A 19,275-nucleotide genomic window follows, 5' to 3' on the forward strand; every position below is an offset into this window, starting at 1 on the left:
TCGGAATACAAATCTATCATGGAGTTTATTTTCGTGATAGTGATACCGTTTGAAATAGATGAATCAAGAGAAAAAGACGCCAAAAACAGAAAGAATCATACTTGGAATTGATCCAGGAACCACTATTATGGGTTTTGGCTTGATTAGAGTTGTGGGAAAGAAAATGTACTTTTTACAACTCAATGAACTACAGCTTCAAAAATACAAAGACCATTATTTAAAACTGAAACTAATTTTTGAACGTACCATTGAATTGATTGATACGTATCATCCAGACGAAATTGCCATTGAAGCACCATTCTTTGGTAAAAACGTACAATCCATGCTAAAATTAGGTCGCGCACAAGGTGTAGCAATGGCAGCAGGTTTATCGCGTGAAGTACCGATTACAGAATATTCTCCCAAAAAAATAAAAATGGCAATTACTGGAAGTGGAAACGCCAGTAAAGAACAAGTTGCCAAAATGTTACAAAGCTTATTGCAGCTCAAAACACTTCCCAAAAATCTAGATTCTACCGATGGTTTGGCAGCCGCAGTGTGTCACTTTTACAATTCGGATAGAGTAGAAATTGGTAAAAGTTATTCTGGTTGGTCAAGTTTTGTAAAGCAAAATGAAAAAAGAGTGAAAAAATAAAATGACACAACTTTTTAGGACATTCACTATTGGCTTTTTGTCAATACTATTATTTTCTTGTGGACTCAGTGACGAAGAAGTTTTGGAACGATTTCAGAAAGCAACAAAGTCAAAAAACTGGAAAGCTGCCAAAGATTTAATTGATGAGTATTTAGAACGAAAACCGAATGAAGACATAGAAGCATATTTTTCAAGAGCTAGAATTGCTACCAATATTGAGCCGTTAGATCTTGAGGAAATTATTGCTGATTTGAATACATATATTGAAAATTTCCCTGAAAACTCTGTGGCAATTATGTATCGATTCCAAGCCTACTTATATGCCGCTGAATTTGAGAAAGCCATGGAAGATATTGAAACGGTCATTCAAAGGCATGGAAAAAATCCTTTTCTATTATCATGGAAAGCAAATACTGCTTTTTTAGACAAAAAATTTGATATAGCTGCAAAAATCTACGAGCAACTCACAAAAATGCCAGGTACTTACGAGGAAATCAGAAACAATTATTATTATATGGTTTTTTCGAAACATTTTGGAAGTAACAAAGAAGGCGCTATGTGGGATACTGCCTTTTTACAAGATCGTGGTTTTGAGCAGGATTCACTTTTAATGAAAGCACTGATCGATGATAAGATCATATTTGAAGAAGTTGCAAACTTTCATTTGCCAAAACTTACGATACCGGAATTGGAAAAAGCGATTAAGAATGATTGTCATGAACTCGATTTGTTTCCGTTCAAAGAATATCGTCGTGCTGAACTGATGAACAAAATAGCACTAGAAGAAAGAACTAAAGATTTGGAAGCGTTATTAGAAAATAGAGATGAAGTATATACTTTAAATCTTTCCTATAACGGTTATAAAGAACTTCCAAAAACTTTATTAGCGTTCAAAAATTTACAAATCTTAAATCTATCTTTAAACCAATTTACAGATTTAGAAAAAACGATAGAAGACATAAGTCAACTTCCAAATTTGAAAGTGCTCTTGTTGAACGAATGCGGAATCAAAGAATTGCCAGAAAACATCAAGCTTTTAGATCAATTGTTGGTTTTGAACATGTATGGAAATCGTTTTGAAAAACTTCCAGAAGCTATTGGAGAACTGCGTAATTTGAAGCTCTTAGGATTGGAAAATAATAGAAAACTAAGCTCATTGCCAAAAAGCATTGGAAATTTAAAGTGCTTGCAAGTATTAGATGTTTCGCAAACAAAACTAACGAGTTTGCCTGTTGAGGTAGCGTATTGCTCACAATTGGTCATGTTATCTGCCAATCGTTGTCGTATAAAAACGTTGCCTGAAAACTTTGGAGACCTAATCAATCTTAGAAACTTGAGTCTCTATGGTAATAAAATTGAAAAATTGCCACAATCTTTTGGAGGACTAGAAATATTGCGATATTTAACTTTAACAGGAAACCGATTGAAAGGTCTGCCAAAATCTTTCAAGAAGTTAGACAGTCTAGGACGTGTATCTTTGGATGGAAATCCTATTGAAGTATTTCCAAAAGAATTAGACTCTTTAAAAAGTGTTTATAGTATTGTTATACATAATACACCAATTAAAAATATTCCATATTCAATTGCAAATAAGGAAGGTTTAGAACGTATTTTGGTAAATCCGAAATACATTTCACAAAAAAATATAGATTCACTCAAAACAATAAATCCATCTTTGTATGTGATTCCACAAAATTAATTCACAAAAATAACCGATATGAATAACCAAATAGAATTATGTAAAGTATGCGCCAATAGAAAATTTTCTTCTTCACAAGGAATTGTATGTGGACTTACGGATCAAAAACCAGCATTTATCAACAACTGTCCTGATTATGAAAAAGACGTCAAAGAAGAAGAAAGACAGGCAAAACAAAAAATGGAATTAATTGAAGCAACAGCGCATGAAGAAGAAGGAAAGCCAATGTCTGTGTTGAATATTGTTGTCAGCGTTATTATTTTTATTGTAGCAATGATTCGACTTGCTACGAGTTGTTCTTAAACTTAAAATTCATCCAAAGTCATCGCCGGAATTTATATACATATCCCATTTTGTAAGCAAGCTTGTCATTATTGCGATTTTCACTTCTCTACATCGTTGGCGAAGAAAGATCGCATGATCAATGCTTTGCAGAAAGAATTACAATTACGCCAAGCAGAATTGGGAAATACGATGGTAGAAACTATTTATTTTGGTGGCGGAACGCCTAGTGTACTTTCGTTAGATGAAATCAATGAAATTTTACAAACGGTTCAGCAATACTACACGGTTTCTGAAGCTCCAGAAATTACCTTGGAAGCCAATCCAGATGATTTAACAGAAGCTAAAATCATGGAGCTTTCTAAGTCTCCGATAAACCGATTAAGTATCGGAATTCAATCGTTTTTTGAAGAACATTTGATTTTAATGAATCGAGCGCACAACAGCGAAGAAGCTAAAAAGTGTTTAGCAATTGCCGCACAGTATTTTGATAATATTACGATTGATTTAATTTACGGTATTCCAGACATGACCATGGAAGAATGGAAAACCAATATGGAGACTGTTTTTAGTTACGGAATCAATCATATTTCAAGTTATGCACTTACGGTGGAACCAAAAACAGCATTGGAAAAATTCATCCGACAAGGAAAATATAAAGACGTTTCTGAAGAAGATTCGTTAGCGCATTTTAATGTATTAGTTGAAGAAACTCAAAAACAAGGATTTGTACATTATGAAATCTCTAATTTTGGAAAGCAAGACTATTTTTCCAAGCACAACACTTCATATTGGAAAGGCGCAAGTTATGTAGGTATTGGACCGAGTGCACATTCGTTTCAAAAAGAAACCAGAAGTTGGAATGTTTCAAACAATGCGAAATACATAAAAAGTATAGAAGAAAATAAACTTCCGCTCACTACCGAAAAGCTCTCAAAAGACGATCAATACAACGAATATATAATGACAGGTTTGCGCACCATTTGGGGAATTTCACTTGATTATATTCAGAAAGAATTTGGCGAAAATTATGTACATCACACAAAAAAAATAGCAAAAGCTCATTTGGAAGAAAAGACAATTCAAGTCATTGAAAACACAATCAAAACTACGCAAAAAGGAAAATTTCTTTGTGACGGAATTGCTGCAGATTTCTTTAAAGTTTAATCTTGACTTGTTACTAAAAGAATAATTCCTAAAATAATATTAAGTGGCAATCCAACAAATAGAAATGCAAATAAATCCCAAGTGCCATTTTCTTGTAAAAGCCATATAGAAAACACCAATGATATTAGAAACAATATCAAAGCAAAAAGAAATGATTTTTTATGGTAAAAAGGCTTTTTCATACGCTTTACCAAGATAAGAAAAAATCAATTCGTATTTTTGCGGCATGATTTGTACCATTCAACGTAAAACAACCAAACATCAAATAGACCTATCAAAACCGCTTGATATTTCTATTCCGTTACGAGCTGCTAAAGACAATGTAAACGCGTGGTATGTAGACGCGCCAAAAATTGAACCGGTACGTGCTGACGATTGGGTTGGAAGCGTGAAAGAAGGTGGTGATGTTAATTTTAATAATATTTATTTCAATCCGCATTCACATGGAACGCACACGGAATGTGTTGGGCATATTACAGAAGAAGTACATTCTATCAATGAAAATTTAAAGCAATTTTTCTTTTATGCTGAATTGATTACGGTTGTTCCTGAAAAAAAAGGAGACGATTACATCATTTCCAAAAAGCAATTGCAAATGAACATAGGAAACAAAAAACGGGAAGCAATTGTCATTCGTACATTGCCAAACTTTGAAGAAAAAAAACAGCGACAATACTCGCATACAAATCCGCCATATTTAGAAGAAGACGCAGCTATATATTTGCGTGAAAAAGGAATTCAACACTTACTAATCGATTTGCCAAGTGTGGATAAAGAAAAAGATAATGGCGAACTATTAGCGCACAATGCCTTTTGGAATACTTCGGGAGACATTCGTAAAAATGCTACAATTACAGAATTTATTTATGTGGCTAATGCTATAGAAGATGGCGCGTATTATATAAATCTTCAAATTGCTCCTTTTGAAAACGATGCGACACCGAGTAAGCCAATTTTGTACAAAATAGAAAAGTAATTACTCACCGCGTAAATTCTTCTGAATCTCTTTGCTAATTTGATCTAAGGTTGGAAAAGACTCTAGCTTATCGCTAAATTCTTTCAGTTGCTCTTGAACGATTCTTTTAATTTTATTCTCTAAAATTTCATCAATAGTTTCTCCGTAATCGGGCATAGGTTCTCCAGATTTTTTAATAGGCAATGTCATATCACCATTTCCGGTAATCAACCAAAGCGGATTAAGATCTGGATACGTATCGATTATTCTCTCCAAAACATCGCTTCCTATGGAAGCCCCTGATTTAGATTGCTTACTTGTATAGCCATTGCCTACTTTTATTGAGATATCGAAGGCTCTCATGCTCATATTTTTATACTTAATGAACTCAATGATTCTGTCGATTATTTTCATTTTATATAGAAATTTATCTATGAAAAATTAACTTTTCGTAGAAAATAGTTTTTAAAATTTAAAAACGTCACTTAAACTGACAGTAAATCAGCACAAACTAGTGAACTCGTAAATATACATAATTTTGTGTGAGATATAGCGTTTTTTCTGGAAAAGACAGGAATTGTATGCCGTTGATTCTCAATAAGTATAAAAAAGATACTTTTTTACAATGCCATTTTACATTGAAGTGAAGTGGGTTTTTTAGTTATGCCTGACCCTTTTGATTGTTCTGAATTTCCTTACGGATTTCTTCCATAGTTGGAACATTTTCAAGTTTATCACCAAAAGCTTTTAGTTGCCGTGCAACGATGCGCTCAATTTTTGATTCAATAATTTCGTCAAAGATAGTATAGCTAAGTGGTGGCTCATTAGTTTTATCAAGAGTTATATCTTCATCAATATCGAGAATCATAGCGCCTTTTCCTGTTAACAGCCATAACGGACTTAACTCAGGATACACATCGATTATTCTCTCCAAGACATCACTGCCTACAGAAGCTTTTGATTTCGATTGCTTGCTAGTATAGCCGTTTCCTACGTTTATTGACTTATCAAACGCGCGCATGCTTAGTTTTTTATGCTGAATAAAGAGGATAATTCTGTCGATTATTTTCATCATTTGGTGAAATTTTTCTGCACAAAACTTCTTTATGTAGAAAATAGTTTGTAATATTATACTGTCAGTTCTATAACGTGTGTCATAAAAGCGACACAAATATAGCAATTTACTAATTATAAAAACGATAAGTATAAAAATGATACGAAAAGAGCAGCGTAAAAAACTCAAAGAAACATTGGGATATCATTATACAGATGGTGTGCTGAAAATATTAAAAGAAAAAAAGATCATGAGTAGAAAAGGAAGGCCTTATGGCTCATCTATGATTCGAAATGTATTCAATGGTTTAAATGAAAATGAAGATATTGAAAATGCTATTATAGAACTATTTGTTCGTACGCAAGAAGATATCAAAGAAACGGAGGAAACTAGAAATCGAATATTAGGAATATAGTAAGTTGTTTTTGTCATATTTTACATCTAAAAAACATTCGTAAAAAAACAATCAGTTAAAAATACAGTACATTTACAAGGAGATAAAATCAGGAATGGTTTTTGTAAATCGCTTGTATATGGATATATTTTTAGCAGTATTGATCGGAGGAATTGTATCGTACTTTGTGTATGATTATATAGGAAAAAGACAATCAGAAAAGCGTATTACGCAACAGGCACATTTATTACTCGATAAAATAAAAAGTGTTTGCAACCTTACAACTGTAGAAGGTGATTTTAGTGAGATTTATCATTACGAAGATAAATCAGAACATTTTTTACGGATGATTTCCAGTAAAAAACGCGCACTTATTGTCATTAAAGCCAAAGCATGTGTTGGATATGACTTAAAGAAGCTGCGTTTAGAAGCAGATAAAAATGAAAAAACAGTACGAATTGTCTATGTTCCGCAACCAGAAATTTTAACGATCGAAACCGATTTTACGTATTACGACATCAAAGATGGTTTGTTCAATAAATTTAGTGCAGATGATTTGACGAAACTTAACCAAGAAGCAAAGCAGCACATCATTGATAAAGTTCCTGAAAGTGGTTTGTTGATTACCGCAAAACAGGAAGCTTTAAACGCTATTTTAGTCATTCAAAAAATTGTCGAAACCATTGGTTGGAAATTGGATTATTCAGAAATTACACTTCCAGAAGATGAGGTAAATCAACTGGAAATGACAGATTCGTAAATGATTTTATAAATGTTTGAAATTCATGTTTTTGAATTGGGGAAAATGCTTCTCTAGTATTTTTGTAGACTACTTGTCTATGAATCCTGTATTTTGTCGAAATTTTATATTGATTTAAAGAAAATCTAACGTTTTCTTTCACATTCTTACCGTATATTTGTCCCAACCTAAAATAACAGTAAGATGTCACTAATTGATAAAGTAGTTTATTACTTAAATGATGTTCTTGTAAGCTTAGATATTGCGCCCATTCAAAAAACGTTGCCTAAGCAAAAAAACAACACAAAAGGTTTGCATGATCATACAGATATCAACGCATAATCTTTTAATCATTTCTACAGCATAATCTATTGCCAAGATTTTTATATCTTGTTTGCAAATAGAGTTTATGAATATTGAGTTACTTCGCGAATTTTGCATTAAAAAACCAGCAGTTACAGAAGAATTTCCTTTTGATCAAGATACATTGGTCTTTAAAGTATTGGGGAAAATGTTTGCACTCACGTCTTTAAAGAAATGGGAGGAAGGTATTCCTTCAGTAAATCTGAAATGTGACCCAGAAAAAGCAGAAGAGTTACGTTGCGAATACGATAGCATTACACCAGGATTTCACATGAGTAAAAAACATTGGAATACGGTTGAGTTGTATCATGGAGAATTGCCAAATACATTTATAAAAGAATTGGTCGATGAATCTTATGATTTGGTGGTGAAAGGAATGACAAAAAAGCAAAAAGCTGAATTGGCAAAATACCAATAATACAATGTAGATCGTTGGAAGTTCGATTCAAAAAGCTACTGGAAAAGTATTTTATAAGTCAAAAAAGAGTTTCAAACTAATAGATATGCATGCTCATTATAGGAAAATAGCGGATGTATCGATAAACGGAAACTGAAAAATGCAGGAAATGGAAAACCATTAATCTATGAAAAAAGACCATTAACCTACTTATAAAACCCTTTAATCGAAAGAACTAAGCTATCTCGCATATAAAGGGGAAATTTACGTTTTAATTGCTGAAAACTATAAATTAAACAAATGTTAGAGAATCTTTCATTTTTATTCATCGAAGATGACGAGATCGAAGTATTGAAGTTTAAAAAATCTTTAAAGAAACTAGGATTTACTCATCGAATACTCGAAGCTAAGAACGGAGAGGAAGCACTTGATATCTTGAGAAAGAAACAAGAGCTCCCTAATGTCATTCTTTTGGATTTAAATATGCCTAAGATGAACGGACTTGAATTTTTGAAAGAACTTAAAGAAGATTCGCATTTACGCTACATTCCAGCAATTATAGTGACCACTTCTAACAATCACCAAGATATGTTAGAAAGCTACAAACTAGGAATAGCAGGTTACATTATCAAGCCATTACGTTACGAAGATTACATCAAAAAAATACAACGAGTAGTTGATTATTGGATGGTAAATGAAGTCATAGAATTCTAAAAACATCCTAATTTTTTCTTTCCACACAAAGCTTCAAGAGTGCAGTTCGTCGGTTAATTATGTTTATTGACCGAAAATTATTTGGAATTTACTATCTTCAAACGCGAAAATCCCTTGAAACTAGATTTGCGTTCTAAATGAAAGAAAAGATTCAAGCCCTAGAACTAGCCCTGCAGAACGAAAAAAGAGCCCGTGAAAAAGCGGAAGAATTGCTCTTGAGGCGTACTAGCGAATTGCTAGAAATACGTGAAGCACTGTCTTCGAAAACACATGAGTACAATGTGTTCTTCGAAAATATACTCGACTCCTTTATTGTCATGGATACCATGGGAAATGTGATCAAGATGAATGATGCTGCGGTCAAATTACTTGGGTATGATATTAAAGAAGAAGCCATCAATGTTGTCAATTTAATTTACAGCAAAGATTTTGAGTATGCAATGAATTCCTTTGCAACACTTATTGAAGAAGGTTCTTTTTCAAATTACGAAGCAAGGATTTTTACAAAAAATAGAGAAATAAAGTGGGTTCAAATTAATGCGAGCTTAATTTATAATGAAGAAGGAGAAATTATAGCAGCACAAGGAATTGTAAGAGATATTACGGAGTCCAAAGAAACTGCAGTAGATTTTGAGGAACAGCAAGAACAATTGGCTGCAATTGTTGACAATTCTACCTTAGGAATTGTATTGGCACAAGATCGAAAAATCATCAAAACCAACAACGCTTTTCAAAAACTCATACAATATAGTGAACAAGAACTTTTAGGAACACCTGTAGAAGCACTTTCTTATGAAGATGCTCATGAAGAATCGAGAAGTCTCTACAACCGAATGGTTTCTAAAGAAATTGATCATTACAGTCTCACAGAAAAATACAAGCGAAAAGATGGCACTTCATTTTTATCTAAAACAAGTGTAACTGGAGTTCGTGATAGTGAAGGAAAAATAAAATATCAACTCGCATTTGTAGAAGATGTTTCTGTAAAACACAAAAGACGTTTAATGCTCAATACATTAAACAGTTTAACACGCTCTTTTATTGGAAAACTAAATATTCATGATATTGCTTGGGAAATTGCCAATGTAACTGCGCGCGATTTGGAGTTTGAAGATTGCGTGGTGTATTTAGTCAACAAAGAAGAAAATATATTAGAGCAAATTGCAGGTTACGGAGCCAAAGTTGACGAGAATAAAGAAATCATTGATAAACTATACATTCCGTTTGGAAAAGGAATTGTTGGGAATGTTGCGCAAACCGGAAAAGCAGCATTGGTACATGACACATCAAAAGATGAACGCTATGTCGTAGATGATATGCGTCGCTATTCGGAGATTTCGGTGCCAATTACAATCAAAGGAGAAGTAGTTGGAGTGATTGATTCTGAACATTCTTCTAAAAATTTCTTCACAAAAGAACATTTGCGTTTATTAAAAAATGTGGCGAATCTAGTTTCGATACAGTTGACAAATGCTGTCAATTTAGAACGAAGAATTGCTGCAGAAAGTGAAAACAAAGAATTACTCGAAAACTTAAAGCGCAGTAACAAAGAATTGCGTGATTTTGCACATATAGTTTCACACGATTTAAAATCGCCTTTGCGAAGTATCAATGCTTTAATTTCTTGGTTTCAGGAAGATTACGAACATGTGTTGGATGAAGAAGCCAATGATACTTTTGATAAATTGAACAACAAACTGGAGCAAATGGATGCGCTCATTGATGGAATTTTACGCTATTCGAGTGTGAATGACAAAAATATTCTTACGGTGCAAGAAGTAAGCATAAAAGAAATATTGGAGGAAATTAGAACCATCTTGTACATTCCAGAGCACATTGAATTCATTTTTCCAGAAGATTTGCCTGTAATTGCTGCTGATAAAACTAGAATCAAACAATTATTTCAAAACCTAATCAGCAATGCAATCGTCCATATTGATAAAGAAAAAGGCCGCGTTGAAGTGCAATATACTGAGCTAAAAAATTATTGGAAATTTTCTGTATCTGATAATGGTATTGGAATCGCCGAAGCTTATCACGATAAAATCTTTAAAATCTTTCAGACACTTGACAATAAAGGAAAGTCTACAGGAATAGGTTTATCGATTGTGAAAAAAATTATAGAGCTTTATAAAGGTACCATTTCACTAGAATCTGAAGAAGGAAAAGGCACTACATTCTTTTTTAAATTAAAAAAATAATATGCAACTAGATAGTCCCAACTTATCCTATATAAAAGAGCTTGCAGACGGTGATACCGAATTTGAAGCCAGCTTAATTACCATCTTAAAAAAGGAGCTTCCTAAGGAAAAAGAAGCCTTTATAGAGAGTGTTCGCTTGAAAAACTATCAAAATTCAGCGGAACATGTGCATAAAATTAAACATAAAATTAGTATTTTGGGACTTGAAAAAAGCTATGACTTTGCCATTGCCTTTGAAGAAGAACTGAAAAATGATGATCCCAAACAATATGAAACATTTCTCAGTATTTTGCAAAACATGGAAGAATTTTTAAAGACGATATAAGCCTACCTACTTATGAAGTGTATTATTGTAGATGATGAAGCTGCTGCAAGAGCTATAACCAAACAATTGTGTAAGAAAATAGAAGAACTTACCATTGCAGAAGAATTTGATAACGCTATTGATGCTATTAAATATTTAAATGGCAATACGGTCGATTTAATTTTTCTAGACATTCATATGCCTACTTTTTCAGGGTTCGATTTTATTCAGACTTTGAAAAATCCGCCACTTGTAATTCTAACAACTTCCGATAAAAACTTTGCACTAGATGCTTTTGAATACGACTGCGTAGTCGATTATTTAGTGAAGCCTATAACGCCAGAACGTTTTGCAAAAGCAGTTGCGCGTATCAAAGAACGCGGTGTTGTTACCAAAACAGAAGAACCAGTTCCAACAAGTTTAGAAGAAGCTTCTACCGTTGGAAATGATTTATATGTAAATATTGATCGTCGTTTGGTGAAAATTAATGTGCCTGATATTTGCGTTATTGAAGCCAAAGGTGACTATATTAAAATAAAGGCGGAAGACAAGAACTACGTGGTACATTCGACACTTAAAAAGATAGAAGAAAAACTTCCAAACCATTTATTTTTAAAAGTACACCGATCGTATATCATCAATACCACTAAAATAGTTGATATTGAGGATAATAGTGTATTGATAAAACAAGATGTAATCCCTGTAAGTAGAGCCAACCGAAAAGAGTTGATGCAACGCTTAAACTTATTATAAGTTTAGAACATTCGTCGAAACTTTCGTATACATTCGTCTTAACTTTAGAACATTTTAGACTGTCTTCTTCAATTAATTCAAATAAATTTCTTACATTCTCAGCAACAACAACAACAACCTACTGAGATTCATGAGATGGAAAGGAAATAAAAAATTCAAAGAAGTCATCACTGAAGATGGCTATCATTTGAAAGCCGAATTTATTCAAGAGCATAAATATTGGTGGATCGTCTATAAAAACGGCGAAGTCCTCTATCGTGCTGTCACCGAGAGTGAATTTGCAACAAGTTTACAAACTGCGCAAGCAAAAGCGCAACAACGCATGATTAAACATCTTAAAAGTATTACGAATTAATTAAAATTGCTTTTTCTGTAAATTAAAAAAGGCATCGGCTTGTAGCTGCATTAATTCGCGCGCTTTTTTGCGTTTGTGAAGATATATTTCTTCCTCTTCGGCAAGATCCGAATATACTTTCTTGTTTAAAGAAATATCGGTTTGCAACAATGTTTTTCGTTGATCTACTTTCTGTTTTACCCACGTTTTTACTGCATCTTCTGTATCTTGAAGTTTAAAGTCATACTCACTTTTTGATGTAAATAATTTTGCGAAAATTGGAGCTGTTTCGATGGCTAAGAATAATAAAAAAATAAACAATGAAGGCAGCCAAGGCAATTCGTTTAGTGCGTTTACACGAGCCATTAAACCATCAAAACCATCTATAATAGGTTGTGTATTGGCTTCTTGCGCTTTTTGTTGTGTAATTAAATTTTGAACAGCACTTTCTTTAACGGCTATTTTTTTAGTGTTTCCAGTGCGTAGCAGTTGTAGTTCTTGTAGGGCAGCATCGTGTTTATCGCGCTTCTCTTTGTATACAGGTCCTTTTCCAATTAATTGTGTTCCTTTTCTACCTTCAGCCTCCGAAATATAAGTTTCATACAAGTCGTTTACTTCTTTTTCTTTTGCAACAACTTCGGTTTTTAAATCGCTGATCTCTTGATTGATTTGCTGAATTTCAGGAGTATACTGTTGTGCAATTTGCGATTTGTTTGAAAGTGTTAATTCATTTTTTTGCTCTAGTAAAACTTGATTGATTTCTTTTTCAAAGATTTTCAATTCCAAAGGTTTAGAAATCACAACAGCAATAATAATCGCCAAAATGATTCGTGGTGTTGCTTGTAGAAATTCAGCAAACCTGGACTCTTTTTTTCGGAGTGTAGACACGATAAATCGATCTAAGTTGAAGATTAACAATCCCCAAATAATTCCAAAACCTACGGCTGCAAAAAGGTTGTCAAAAATGGTATACAAAGCATAAGCGCTTGCAATAAAGGCCATGAGCGCTGTAAAAAAAACGGTAGCGCCAATACCTGCATATTTGGTTTGTTCTCTGGCGCTACATTCGCGTATAAGATCGCGATCAACGCCCGAACAGACGAGAAAAAATTGTTGTAACATAAAATGATTTTTGATTGATGATGTCTATAAGAACGCAAAGTCTATAGAAATGTTACAAAAAAAGCAGCTTATTTTGAGTTTATAAGCTGCTTTTTCATATTTCATAACATACATGCCACAATGTATTAGTATTGGCAGTAATGCATCTGAATTTTCTGTTAATAAGATTATAGCTGTTTCTCCTTCAACTTTTTCTTAGGAACTTCTTTTACTTCAATCACTTTCGGTACAACTTTCTTACTGTCCTTTGCCTTGTTCTTCGCTTTCGCTTTGTTCTTTGCTTTGTTCTTTGCTTTATTTTTAGTCTTGTTCTTGACCTTTATTTCCTTAACTGTTGGCTTTTTGGGAGCTGGTGGTGGCGGAGGTGGCGGAGCAATTTTTAAATCATAAGCAAAAATTGTGCGAACTTCGGTAATGTTATTTTGTTTAAGAATTTGCTTTATTTTAGACTTTAAATCTGAAGCATTATCATCTTTAACATCATACACTATAGCAGCAGTTGGCTTTTTGTTTTTAACCGAAGAAGCTAGCGCTTTGACTTTAGCAGGAAGCATGTCAATTGATTTTATAACAACATCATTTACTGAAATCGCATGTTTTTTATTAAAACGTATCACGATATCATGAAGTTTAGCAATATTTCCTTCTTTAATAATGGTTCGTTTTATTGGCGCTGGCGGTGCTGGTGGAGGCGGAGGCAAGCGTAATTCTTCTTCAGAAGATGAATTTCGAGTTGTAATATCATAAATATTATTTCTCTTTAAGACCGCTATGGTTTTTGAAATAAACTCTTTTGAAACAGTAATATCGTAAACTAATGAAGCTGTGATTGACTTTTTAGGCTTCATTTTTGCAAGTTCGGATTTGATAAACTTATCTAAACTTTTGAATTTAAAAACATAATTATCATTCAATAAAAATTGTTCGTTTTTATTGATGAGCAATACAATATCTTTTTGTACTGTTTTCTTTTCTGTTTCTTTAACAAAAGGTACTTCCATTTCATTTGGACCATTTTTGTCATTTACATAATGAATAGGCAATTCATTAATTTTTGAAAGCTCATGACGTACAGAGTTATTTTGAGTAGCACCAACTTTTTTCTTCTTTAAACTTGCATTGTTATGTTTTCCTTTTTTAAAATGTAAAACAGCACTTTTGCTTAGCGGACTTGCAAATTCTGTTGTTAATGTATTAAAACCTGATTCGGTATATAATTGCACTTGATACGATTGCGGAAAACGTTCGCTTCGTGCATTTTTATAAACAAAACTCTGCGTATAATATACAATATCATTGTTGGAAATCTCTGTGTTGTTACTCACTTTTCCATCAATCCAAATGGCATATTTAGTGTGGTTTCTCCAATCGTTCAATTGTTTTTTATTGGGACGATTTACCTTTGGTTTAGATGGAGGAGGAATGAGCATTGCTTTTTCCTCAACACTCAATTGTGCATAGGTTTTGGTAACTTTATTTCCTTTTAAATCTTCAAAAATAAAAGTTGCATTTTTATAATAATCGGCTTTAGGATCTTGTTGAATGGTCTTTTTTATCGCTGGAATTTCTTTGATTTCAGCAGTCGTTTTTTGCGCAATTACTTTTGTGCTAAATAAAAATAGTGCACCTATAAAAACGGGAATCGTGAGCGTGGCAATTAGCCAGGCGCGTACACGAGTTGTATGTTTTGTCATCATTTGTAATCTCTTTTTAGTTACGGAAAAATTCAAATTACTGGCCAAGTATAAGTTGTGATTCCAATCGGCATTTGCTAATAATAAATGTTGATATGCTGGAATCTGTATGTTCGATTTTAATACAGCGTCATCTGCTAAAAACTCATGGTTGAGCTGTATGGCCTTTTTGTAATAAATAAGTAATGGATTGAACCAGAATACAATCTGAATCAATTCAATTAAAATAATATCGAGCGAATGTTTTTGTGTCACATGCGCCAATTCGTGCGTGTATAATTCTTCTGCAATGTTTTGTGTATCATACGCTTCTTTCTTTAAAAATATATAGTGTAAAAACGTATGCGGTAACACATTTTCTTTCAGCAATACCAATGATGCTGTCTTGTAACGAACACGTACACTTTTAATAATTTTATAGAAAATTTGATAGATATTTCTAACAAAGCGAAACAAGAACAATATATTTCCAATACTATACAAACTCAGCGTTACAAGAATCCAAACAGAAATTGTAGTTGCTACTTGAATCTGCTCAGCTTCAAGACCCGTAAATTCACCAGTATTTGTATACTGTAAATTCACAGATGCGGTACTTTCGGTAAAAGGAATTTCTACCACGGTTTCCATAGTAATCAATGGAACCATCAGCGCGAAACACAATCCGAAAAGCAAATAATACCTGTTAAACACATACATGCGTTCACGTTCTAGCAATACTTTGTAAACTAGTAATACCAGCGCTAAGCACAATCCTGATTTGATGATATACGCGATCATGAGTTTGTATTTTAATTAGAAATTACTGTTTAAATTTTCTATTTACTTTTTTAATATTTTCAAAGGACATTGCCTCTGTTCCAACATATTTTTGTTGTTGTTCCCCATACTTTTTGGCCTTGTAATAGTCGTGTGTATAAAACATACACCAAAAAGGTTGTGGATATTTCTCAGAACGACCAGTTTTGGTAATGGTCATTGGAGCGCTGTAAGAAGCAAAATCGGTGCGTTTATAATTTGCCAATTCCGCATTATCTACAGATTCTCCATCAATCCAAATGGCGTACACTTTTTTATTCAAATACTTTTTCAATTCTGCATTTGATGGTGTTCTTTTCTCCATTGGTTTAGGCATGAAGAACATAAAACGTAGCTCTTTAGAGTTCTTTTCTGCTTCGGTAAATTCCTCATATTTTTTATCAAATATTGGATGTTCTCCAACAATGGTGTCTTTGTACTGAATGCCGTTTTTATAACGAACAAATCGTACACCTTCAAAATAGGAGCTAGGTGTTACCTTTCCTTTTTTTGTGGTTGTTTTGACTGTATGAGTTTGCTTTATCGCTGTTTTCTGTATTGGTTCTATGTGCTTTATCGCTTGTTCTTTTCCCTCTTTTTCTTGTAAGATGGTTTCTCTGGAACTAAAACTGTATAATGTAAAAGCAACGACAGGAATCAACAGTAAACTACGCAGCAATAGCGCTCGTTTTGATGTATATGATTTCATGATTGTAAATCTTTTTTTTATAGATGAATGATTAATGGCATTTGCCAAACTTCCTACGGTTGAACGTGAAGAAAAACTCAATAAAATTTCTTGATATATAGAAGGTTGTACTCCTTTGTATAAAACGCCTTGATCTGCCAGGAACTCATGATTTAATTTGATAGAAGTTTTTGCGATGTATAGCAACGGATTGAACCATAATACTACTTGCAAAGCTTCTACGAGAATGATATCGATAGAATGCCTTTGTTTTGCATGCGTTTCTTCATGCCAAACGACTTCTTTTGGAATGTGTTGCTGTTCGAATGTCTGTTTGTTGAAAAAGATATACTTCAAAAAAGTATGTGGTGTTACTTTTTCATTCATTAAAACATACGTAACATCTTTATTTGAATGCTTGGGATTTTGCTGCACTTTGACAATCATGCTCCACAAGTTTCGAATAAATTTACTTCCAAAAAGCAGCAATCCAATACTATATACACTCCAGGCAATAACATTCCAATAATTTACATTTGTTACTTCCAATGAGTTATGTAAAGGAACTTCTGCCACTGCAAAATTTACAGGAATAGCCGTAGTTGTTACAATAGTTTCAACATAGGTTGTAAACGTAATGCATGGAATACCAAACGCCAGTACCAAACTTGCCAATAAATAATAACGCTTGAATACATGCGCCGTTTCTTTTTCAAGAAAAAGCTTGTAAAACGCTAAAAGTATAGCCAGAATTGCACTAAATTTTAGAATGTATAGTAGCATTATTTACTTCTTTTTAATTTCGTTATCGATAAGCTTTCTTAAGTCTTCAAGCTCTTCTTTGGTCAAATTTGTCTCTTTGGTAAAGAAAGAAGCAAACTGAGAAGCGCTATCGTTAAAAAAGTTTTTGATGAGTCCATTGACATGTTTGGAGAAATAATCTGCTTTTTTGATTAATGGATAATATTCCCTTGATTTTCCAAACGTTTTATAGGAAACGTATCCTTTATCAGTCATACGTTTCAATAAAGTAGCAATGGTGGTTGTTGCAGGTTTTGGTTCAGGATACTGTTCCAAAATATCTTTCATGAATGCTTTTTCAAGCTTCCATAAATGCTGCATCAATTGTTCTTCTGTTTTTGATAGTTTCACACGTCAAAATTTTAAGTATTGTTTTGATTGTTTGTAAAAAGAAACGCCATTATTTCGGTCGACATCAAAATAAAAACAGTTCATTTTACACCAATCACTGTAATATTACTCTACAAATGTAGAATATAAATTTTAATTCTACAAATGTAGAGGTAGAATATTTTCTGAATTTGTGCTGTCACGATTTTTTTAGGGTTTAGCACTTTGGTAGAAATTTCTATTTTGTGTAGTCCTAGGTGTTAAGGATAAAAGTGGCATCCTTTTTTAAAAAAGAGATAGCTAAAAGCTATACCTATTGACTTTTTAGGTTGTTCATATTAAAAATGCTTCAATCCCAGTATTCGTATGTATTTTTCTTATTTTGAAAACACAAATTATATATTCGTTTAAACACACCGCAACTTTGTAAATATTTAAGAGGTATTGGAACATTATGTGAAAAAGCATTAAAGCACATTTCACGCTAATCATTACTATTTAACTTAGTAGTTGATTCGTTTAGGTACTTACCAGAGTTAAGAACTTGAATTAATTCAAGATAATTACATATCTAAAAAAGTATTTTTGACAATCAAGATTATTAATTAGAACTGCTTAATGTAAATTATCAGTATATACAGAAAGAATGTAAACGAATAAAATAAGTATCTTATACTTTTAAGTATAAGAAATAATTAAAATGGAAGACTTTTTAAAACACCTAAATAAACTATCCACACTTAACAAAGAAGAAATAGTTTTATTAACGAATATAGTCGAAGAAAAAAAATATTTGAGAGGAGAAGAGGTGTTAAAGATGCACCAGATTAATAAAAAATTATATTTTGTAAATGATGGTTTAGTAAAAATTTCCTTTTTTAATGAAGATAAAGAATTTGTGATGAATTTTTTTGACAAACACCATTTCTGTGCTGTTCTAGATAGTTTACTGACCAAGCAACCTTCTCAATACAAAATAATTGCCATTCAAAATACCTCATTAATTGAAATTGATTATTATCAGTTAGAAAAATTAGCCGCCGAACATCTTTCTTTTGAAAAAATAACATCATCATTGTTGTCAATTGCAACTGGTAAAATGATGAGTAGAGTACGTGAACTACTTGAAAGCGATGCTAGTGAAAGATATTCAAATTTTTTAAAGAACAAGAGTCACTTAATTAATCAAGTTAGTTTAAAGGATTTATCTGCTTATTTTGGTATTTCTCAAGTTTCACTAAGCAGAATAAGAGCTAAGAAGTAATTATTTAACATTTGTTAAAAGAACTGTTTTTTAACAACCATATCTTTAAAGTTCATTTTTAATCCCTAATAAATCATGAATCTAAACATTACATCAAGAACATATGGTTGCTATTTTATGTTTCTTATAATGATGCTTTCCGCATCTTTTAAGCTATTCTATTATGGACCGTCGGTTCATTTTTATGTGTATCCTTTGCCTGAAGTATTTTTAAAATCAGTTCCTTATATTGAATTACTTGGTGGAATCTTGTATTTAATTGGTACAAAAAAAATGATATTTAGAGTTTACGGAGGTCTCGTTATAATACCAACATTAATAGGTGCTGTAGCTTCGCATATTGCTTTTGGATGGTTTAACTTCATGGATGGCATTAGCGAACCTTTTTATTTTACATTACCGTCTTTTACTTTCTTATGTGTAGCCATTTGGGTTTCTTACAATCCAATTAAAGAGTTTGTAAAATCAAAGTTTAAAAAAAGCTTAGCTGAATGACATATAATTCAATTACTCAATAAAAGCGGTTCGTGTTTTAACACAAGCTGCTTTTTATTTTACTAATTACTTCTACACGAATAAAATATTATT

The 19,275-nt window shown here is 32.7% G+C and carries 23 protein-coding genes; 16 read left to right on the forward strand and 7 right to left on the reverse strand.

Annotation, left to right across the window (positions count from 1 at the left end):
* Positions 1–58 precede the first annotated feature (58 nt).
* From ruvC to hemW, 4 genes are read left to right on the forward strand one after another with little or no spacing between them, the layout of a single operon-like run.
* The gene (gene ruvC / locus Q0845_RS12170) at positions 59–634 is read left to right on the forward strand and encodes a crossover junction endodeoxyribonuclease RuvC (RefSeq protein WP_298513400.1); all 576 of its coding nucleotides are present in this window, start codon (positions 59–61) and stop codon (positions 632–634) included.
* Between the two features lies 1 nt (position 635).
* Positions 636–2,333 (forward strand): hypothetical protein, encoded by a 1,698-nt coding sequence (locus Q0845_RS12175; RefSeq protein WP_298513403.1) that lies wholly within the window; start codon positions 636–638, stop codon positions 2,331–2,333.
* A gap of 18 nt (positions 2,334–2,351) precedes the next feature.
* On the forward strand, positions 2,352–2,636 hold the full coding sequence (locus Q0845_RS12180; protein ID WP_298513406.1) for a hypothetical protein: 285 nt from the start codon (positions 2,352–2,354) through the stop codon (positions 2,634–2,636).
* Positions 2,637–2,657: 21 nt separating this feature from the next.
* Positions 2,658–3,782 (forward strand): radical SAM family heme chaperone HemW, encoded by a 1,125-nt coding sequence (gene hemW / locus Q0845_RS12185; protein ID WP_298513920.1) that lies wholly within the window; start codon positions 2,658–2,660, stop codon positions 3,780–3,782.
* Here hemW and Q0845_RS12190 read toward each other — a convergent pair.
* Positions 3,779–3,964 (reverse strand): hypothetical protein, encoded by a 186-nt coding sequence (locus Q0845_RS12190; protein ID WP_298513409.1) that lies wholly within the window; start codon positions 3,962–3,964, stop codon positions 3,779–3,781. The genes hemW and Q0845_RS12190 overlap by 4 nt on opposite strands.
* A gap of 44 nt (positions 3,965–4,008) precedes the next feature.
* Here Q0845_RS12190 and Q0845_RS12195 point away from each other — a divergent pair, with 44 nt between their 5' ends.
* Positions 4,009–4,758 carry a cyclase family protein gene (locus Q0845_RS12195; protein ID WP_298513412.1) on the forward strand — a complete coding sequence of 250 codons (750 nt, stop codon included), beginning with the start codon at positions 4,009–4,011 and terminating at the stop codon, positions 4,756–4,758.
* Here the strand turns inward: Q0845_RS12195 and Q0845_RS12200 are convergent, their stop codons facing one another.
* Together Q0845_RS12200 and Q0845_RS12205 are read right to left on the reverse strand one after the other, a co-directional pair.
* Positions 4,759–5,100, reverse strand: a complete 342-nt coding sequence (locus Q0845_RS12200; RefSeq protein WP_298513415.1) for a hypothetical protein — start codon at positions 5,098–5,100, stop codon at positions 4,759–4,761. It abuts the gene before it with no gap.
* 298 nt (positions 5,101–5,398) lie between these two features.
* Positions 5,399–5,812, reverse strand: a complete 414-nt coding sequence (locus Q0845_RS12205) for a hypothetical protein (protein WP_298513418.1) — start codon at positions 5,810–5,812, stop codon at positions 5,399–5,401.
* Positions 5,813–5,948: 136 nt separating this feature from the next.
* Between Q0845_RS12205 and Q0845_RS12210 the strand changes: the two genes are divergently transcribed.
* The 9 genes from Q0845_RS12210 (at position 5,949) to Q0845_RS12250 (ending at position 12,011) form a co-directional block, all read left to right on the forward strand.
* Positions 5,949–6,206: a hypothetical protein gene (locus tag Q0845_RS12210; RefSeq protein WP_298513422.1), complete on the forward strand. Its 258-nt coding sequence runs from the start codon at positions 5,949–5,951 to the stop codon at positions 6,204–6,206.
* A 118-nt stretch (positions 6,207–6,324) separates the two neighbouring features.
* A complete protein-coding gene (locus Q0845_RS12215; protein ID WP_298513424.1) occupies positions 6,325–6,945 on the forward strand; it encodes a DUF4230 domain-containing protein in 621 nt (206 codons plus the stop codon).
* Between the two features lie 183 nt (positions 6,946–7,128).
* Positions 7,129–7,266, forward strand: a complete 138-nt coding sequence (locus Q0845_RS12220; protein WP_298513426.1) for a hypothetical protein — start codon at positions 7,129–7,131, stop codon at positions 7,264–7,266.
* 67 nt (positions 7,267–7,333) lie between these two features.
* On the forward strand, positions 7,334–7,705 hold the full coding sequence (locus tag Q0845_RS12225) for an MmcQ/YjbR family DNA-binding protein (RefSeq protein WP_298513428.1): 372 nt from the start codon (positions 7,334–7,336) through the stop codon (positions 7,703–7,705).
* A gap of 279 nt (positions 7,706–7,984) precedes the next feature.
* Entirely contained in the window at positions 7,985–8,398 is a 414-nt protein-coding gene (locus Q0845_RS12230; protein ID WP_298513430.1) for a response regulator, read from the forward strand.
* A 137-nt stretch (positions 8,399–8,535) separates the two neighbouring features.
* The gene (locus Q0845_RS12235) at positions 8,536–10,599 is read left to right on the forward strand and encodes a PAS domain S-box protein (protein ID WP_298513432.1); all 2,064 of its coding nucleotides are present in this window, start codon (positions 8,536–8,538) and stop codon (positions 10,597–10,599) included.
* Position 10,600: 1 nt separating this feature from the next.
* Positions 10,601–10,924, forward strand: coding sequence for an Hpt domain-containing protein (locus tag Q0845_RS12240; protein WP_298513434.1), 324 nt, complete (start codon positions 10,601–10,603; stop codon positions 10,922–10,924).
* A gap of 12 nt (positions 10,925–10,936) precedes the next feature.
* On the forward strand, positions 10,937–11,656 hold the full coding sequence (locus Q0845_RS12245) for a LytTR family DNA-binding domain-containing protein (RefSeq protein WP_298513436.1): 720 nt from the start codon (positions 10,937–10,939) through the stop codon (positions 11,654–11,656).
* Between the two features lie 130 nt (positions 11,657–11,786).
* Positions 11,787–12,011 (forward strand): hypothetical protein, encoded by a 225-nt coding sequence (locus tag Q0845_RS12250; RefSeq protein WP_298513438.1) that lies wholly within the window; start codon positions 11,787–11,789, stop codon positions 12,009–12,011.
* Here Q0845_RS12250 and Q0845_RS12255 read toward each other — a convergent pair whose 3' ends face one another.
* The 4 genes from Q0845_RS12255 to Q0845_RS12270 form a co-directional block, all read right to left on the reverse strand.
* Positions 12,012–13,112, reverse strand: coding sequence for a DUF4407 domain-containing protein (locus tag Q0845_RS12255; protein WP_298513440.1), 1,101 nt, complete (start codon positions 13,110–13,112; stop codon positions 12,012–12,014). It lies immediately after the preceding gene.
* A gap of 167 nt (positions 13,113–13,279) precedes the next feature.
* The gene (locus Q0845_RS12260; RefSeq protein WP_298513443.1) at positions 13,280–15,586 is read right to left on the reverse strand and encodes a M56 family metallopeptidase; all 2,307 of its coding nucleotides are present in this window, start codon (positions 15,584–15,586) and stop codon (positions 13,280–13,282) included.
* Positions 15,587–15,608: 22 nt separating this feature from the next.
* On the reverse strand, positions 15,609–17,075 hold the full coding sequence (locus Q0845_RS12265) for a M56 family metallopeptidase (RefSeq protein WP_298513446.1): 1,467 nt from the start codon (positions 17,073–17,075) through the stop codon (positions 15,609–15,611).
* 3 nt (positions 17,076–17,078) lie between these two features.
* Positions 17,079–17,444: a BlaI/MecI/CopY family transcriptional regulator gene (locus tag Q0845_RS12270; RefSeq protein ID WP_298513448.1), complete on the reverse strand. Its 366-nt coding sequence runs from the start codon at positions 17,442–17,444 to the stop codon at positions 17,079–17,081.
* Between the two features lie 679 nt (positions 17,445–18,123).
* On the opposite strand from Q0845_RS12270, the gene Q0845_RS12275 reads away from it, so the two are divergent.
* Entirely contained in the window at positions 18,124–18,687 is a 564-nt protein-coding gene (locus Q0845_RS12275; RefSeq protein ID WP_298513451.1) for a Crp/Fnr family transcriptional regulator, read from the forward strand.
* Between the two features lie 75 nt (positions 18,688–18,762).
* Positions 18,763–19,182 carry a hypothetical protein gene (locus tag Q0845_RS12280; RefSeq protein WP_298513453.1) on the forward strand — a complete coding sequence of 140 codons (420 nt, stop codon included), beginning with the start codon at positions 18,763–18,765 and terminating at the stop codon, positions 19,180–19,182.
* The last annotated feature ends 93 nt before the right edge of the window (positions 19,183–19,275 follow it).

Source organism: uncultured Kordia sp. (assembly GCF_947489565.1).
Taxonomy (GTDB): Bacteria; Bacteroidota; Bacteroidia; order Flavobacteriales; family Flavobacteriaceae; genus Kordia.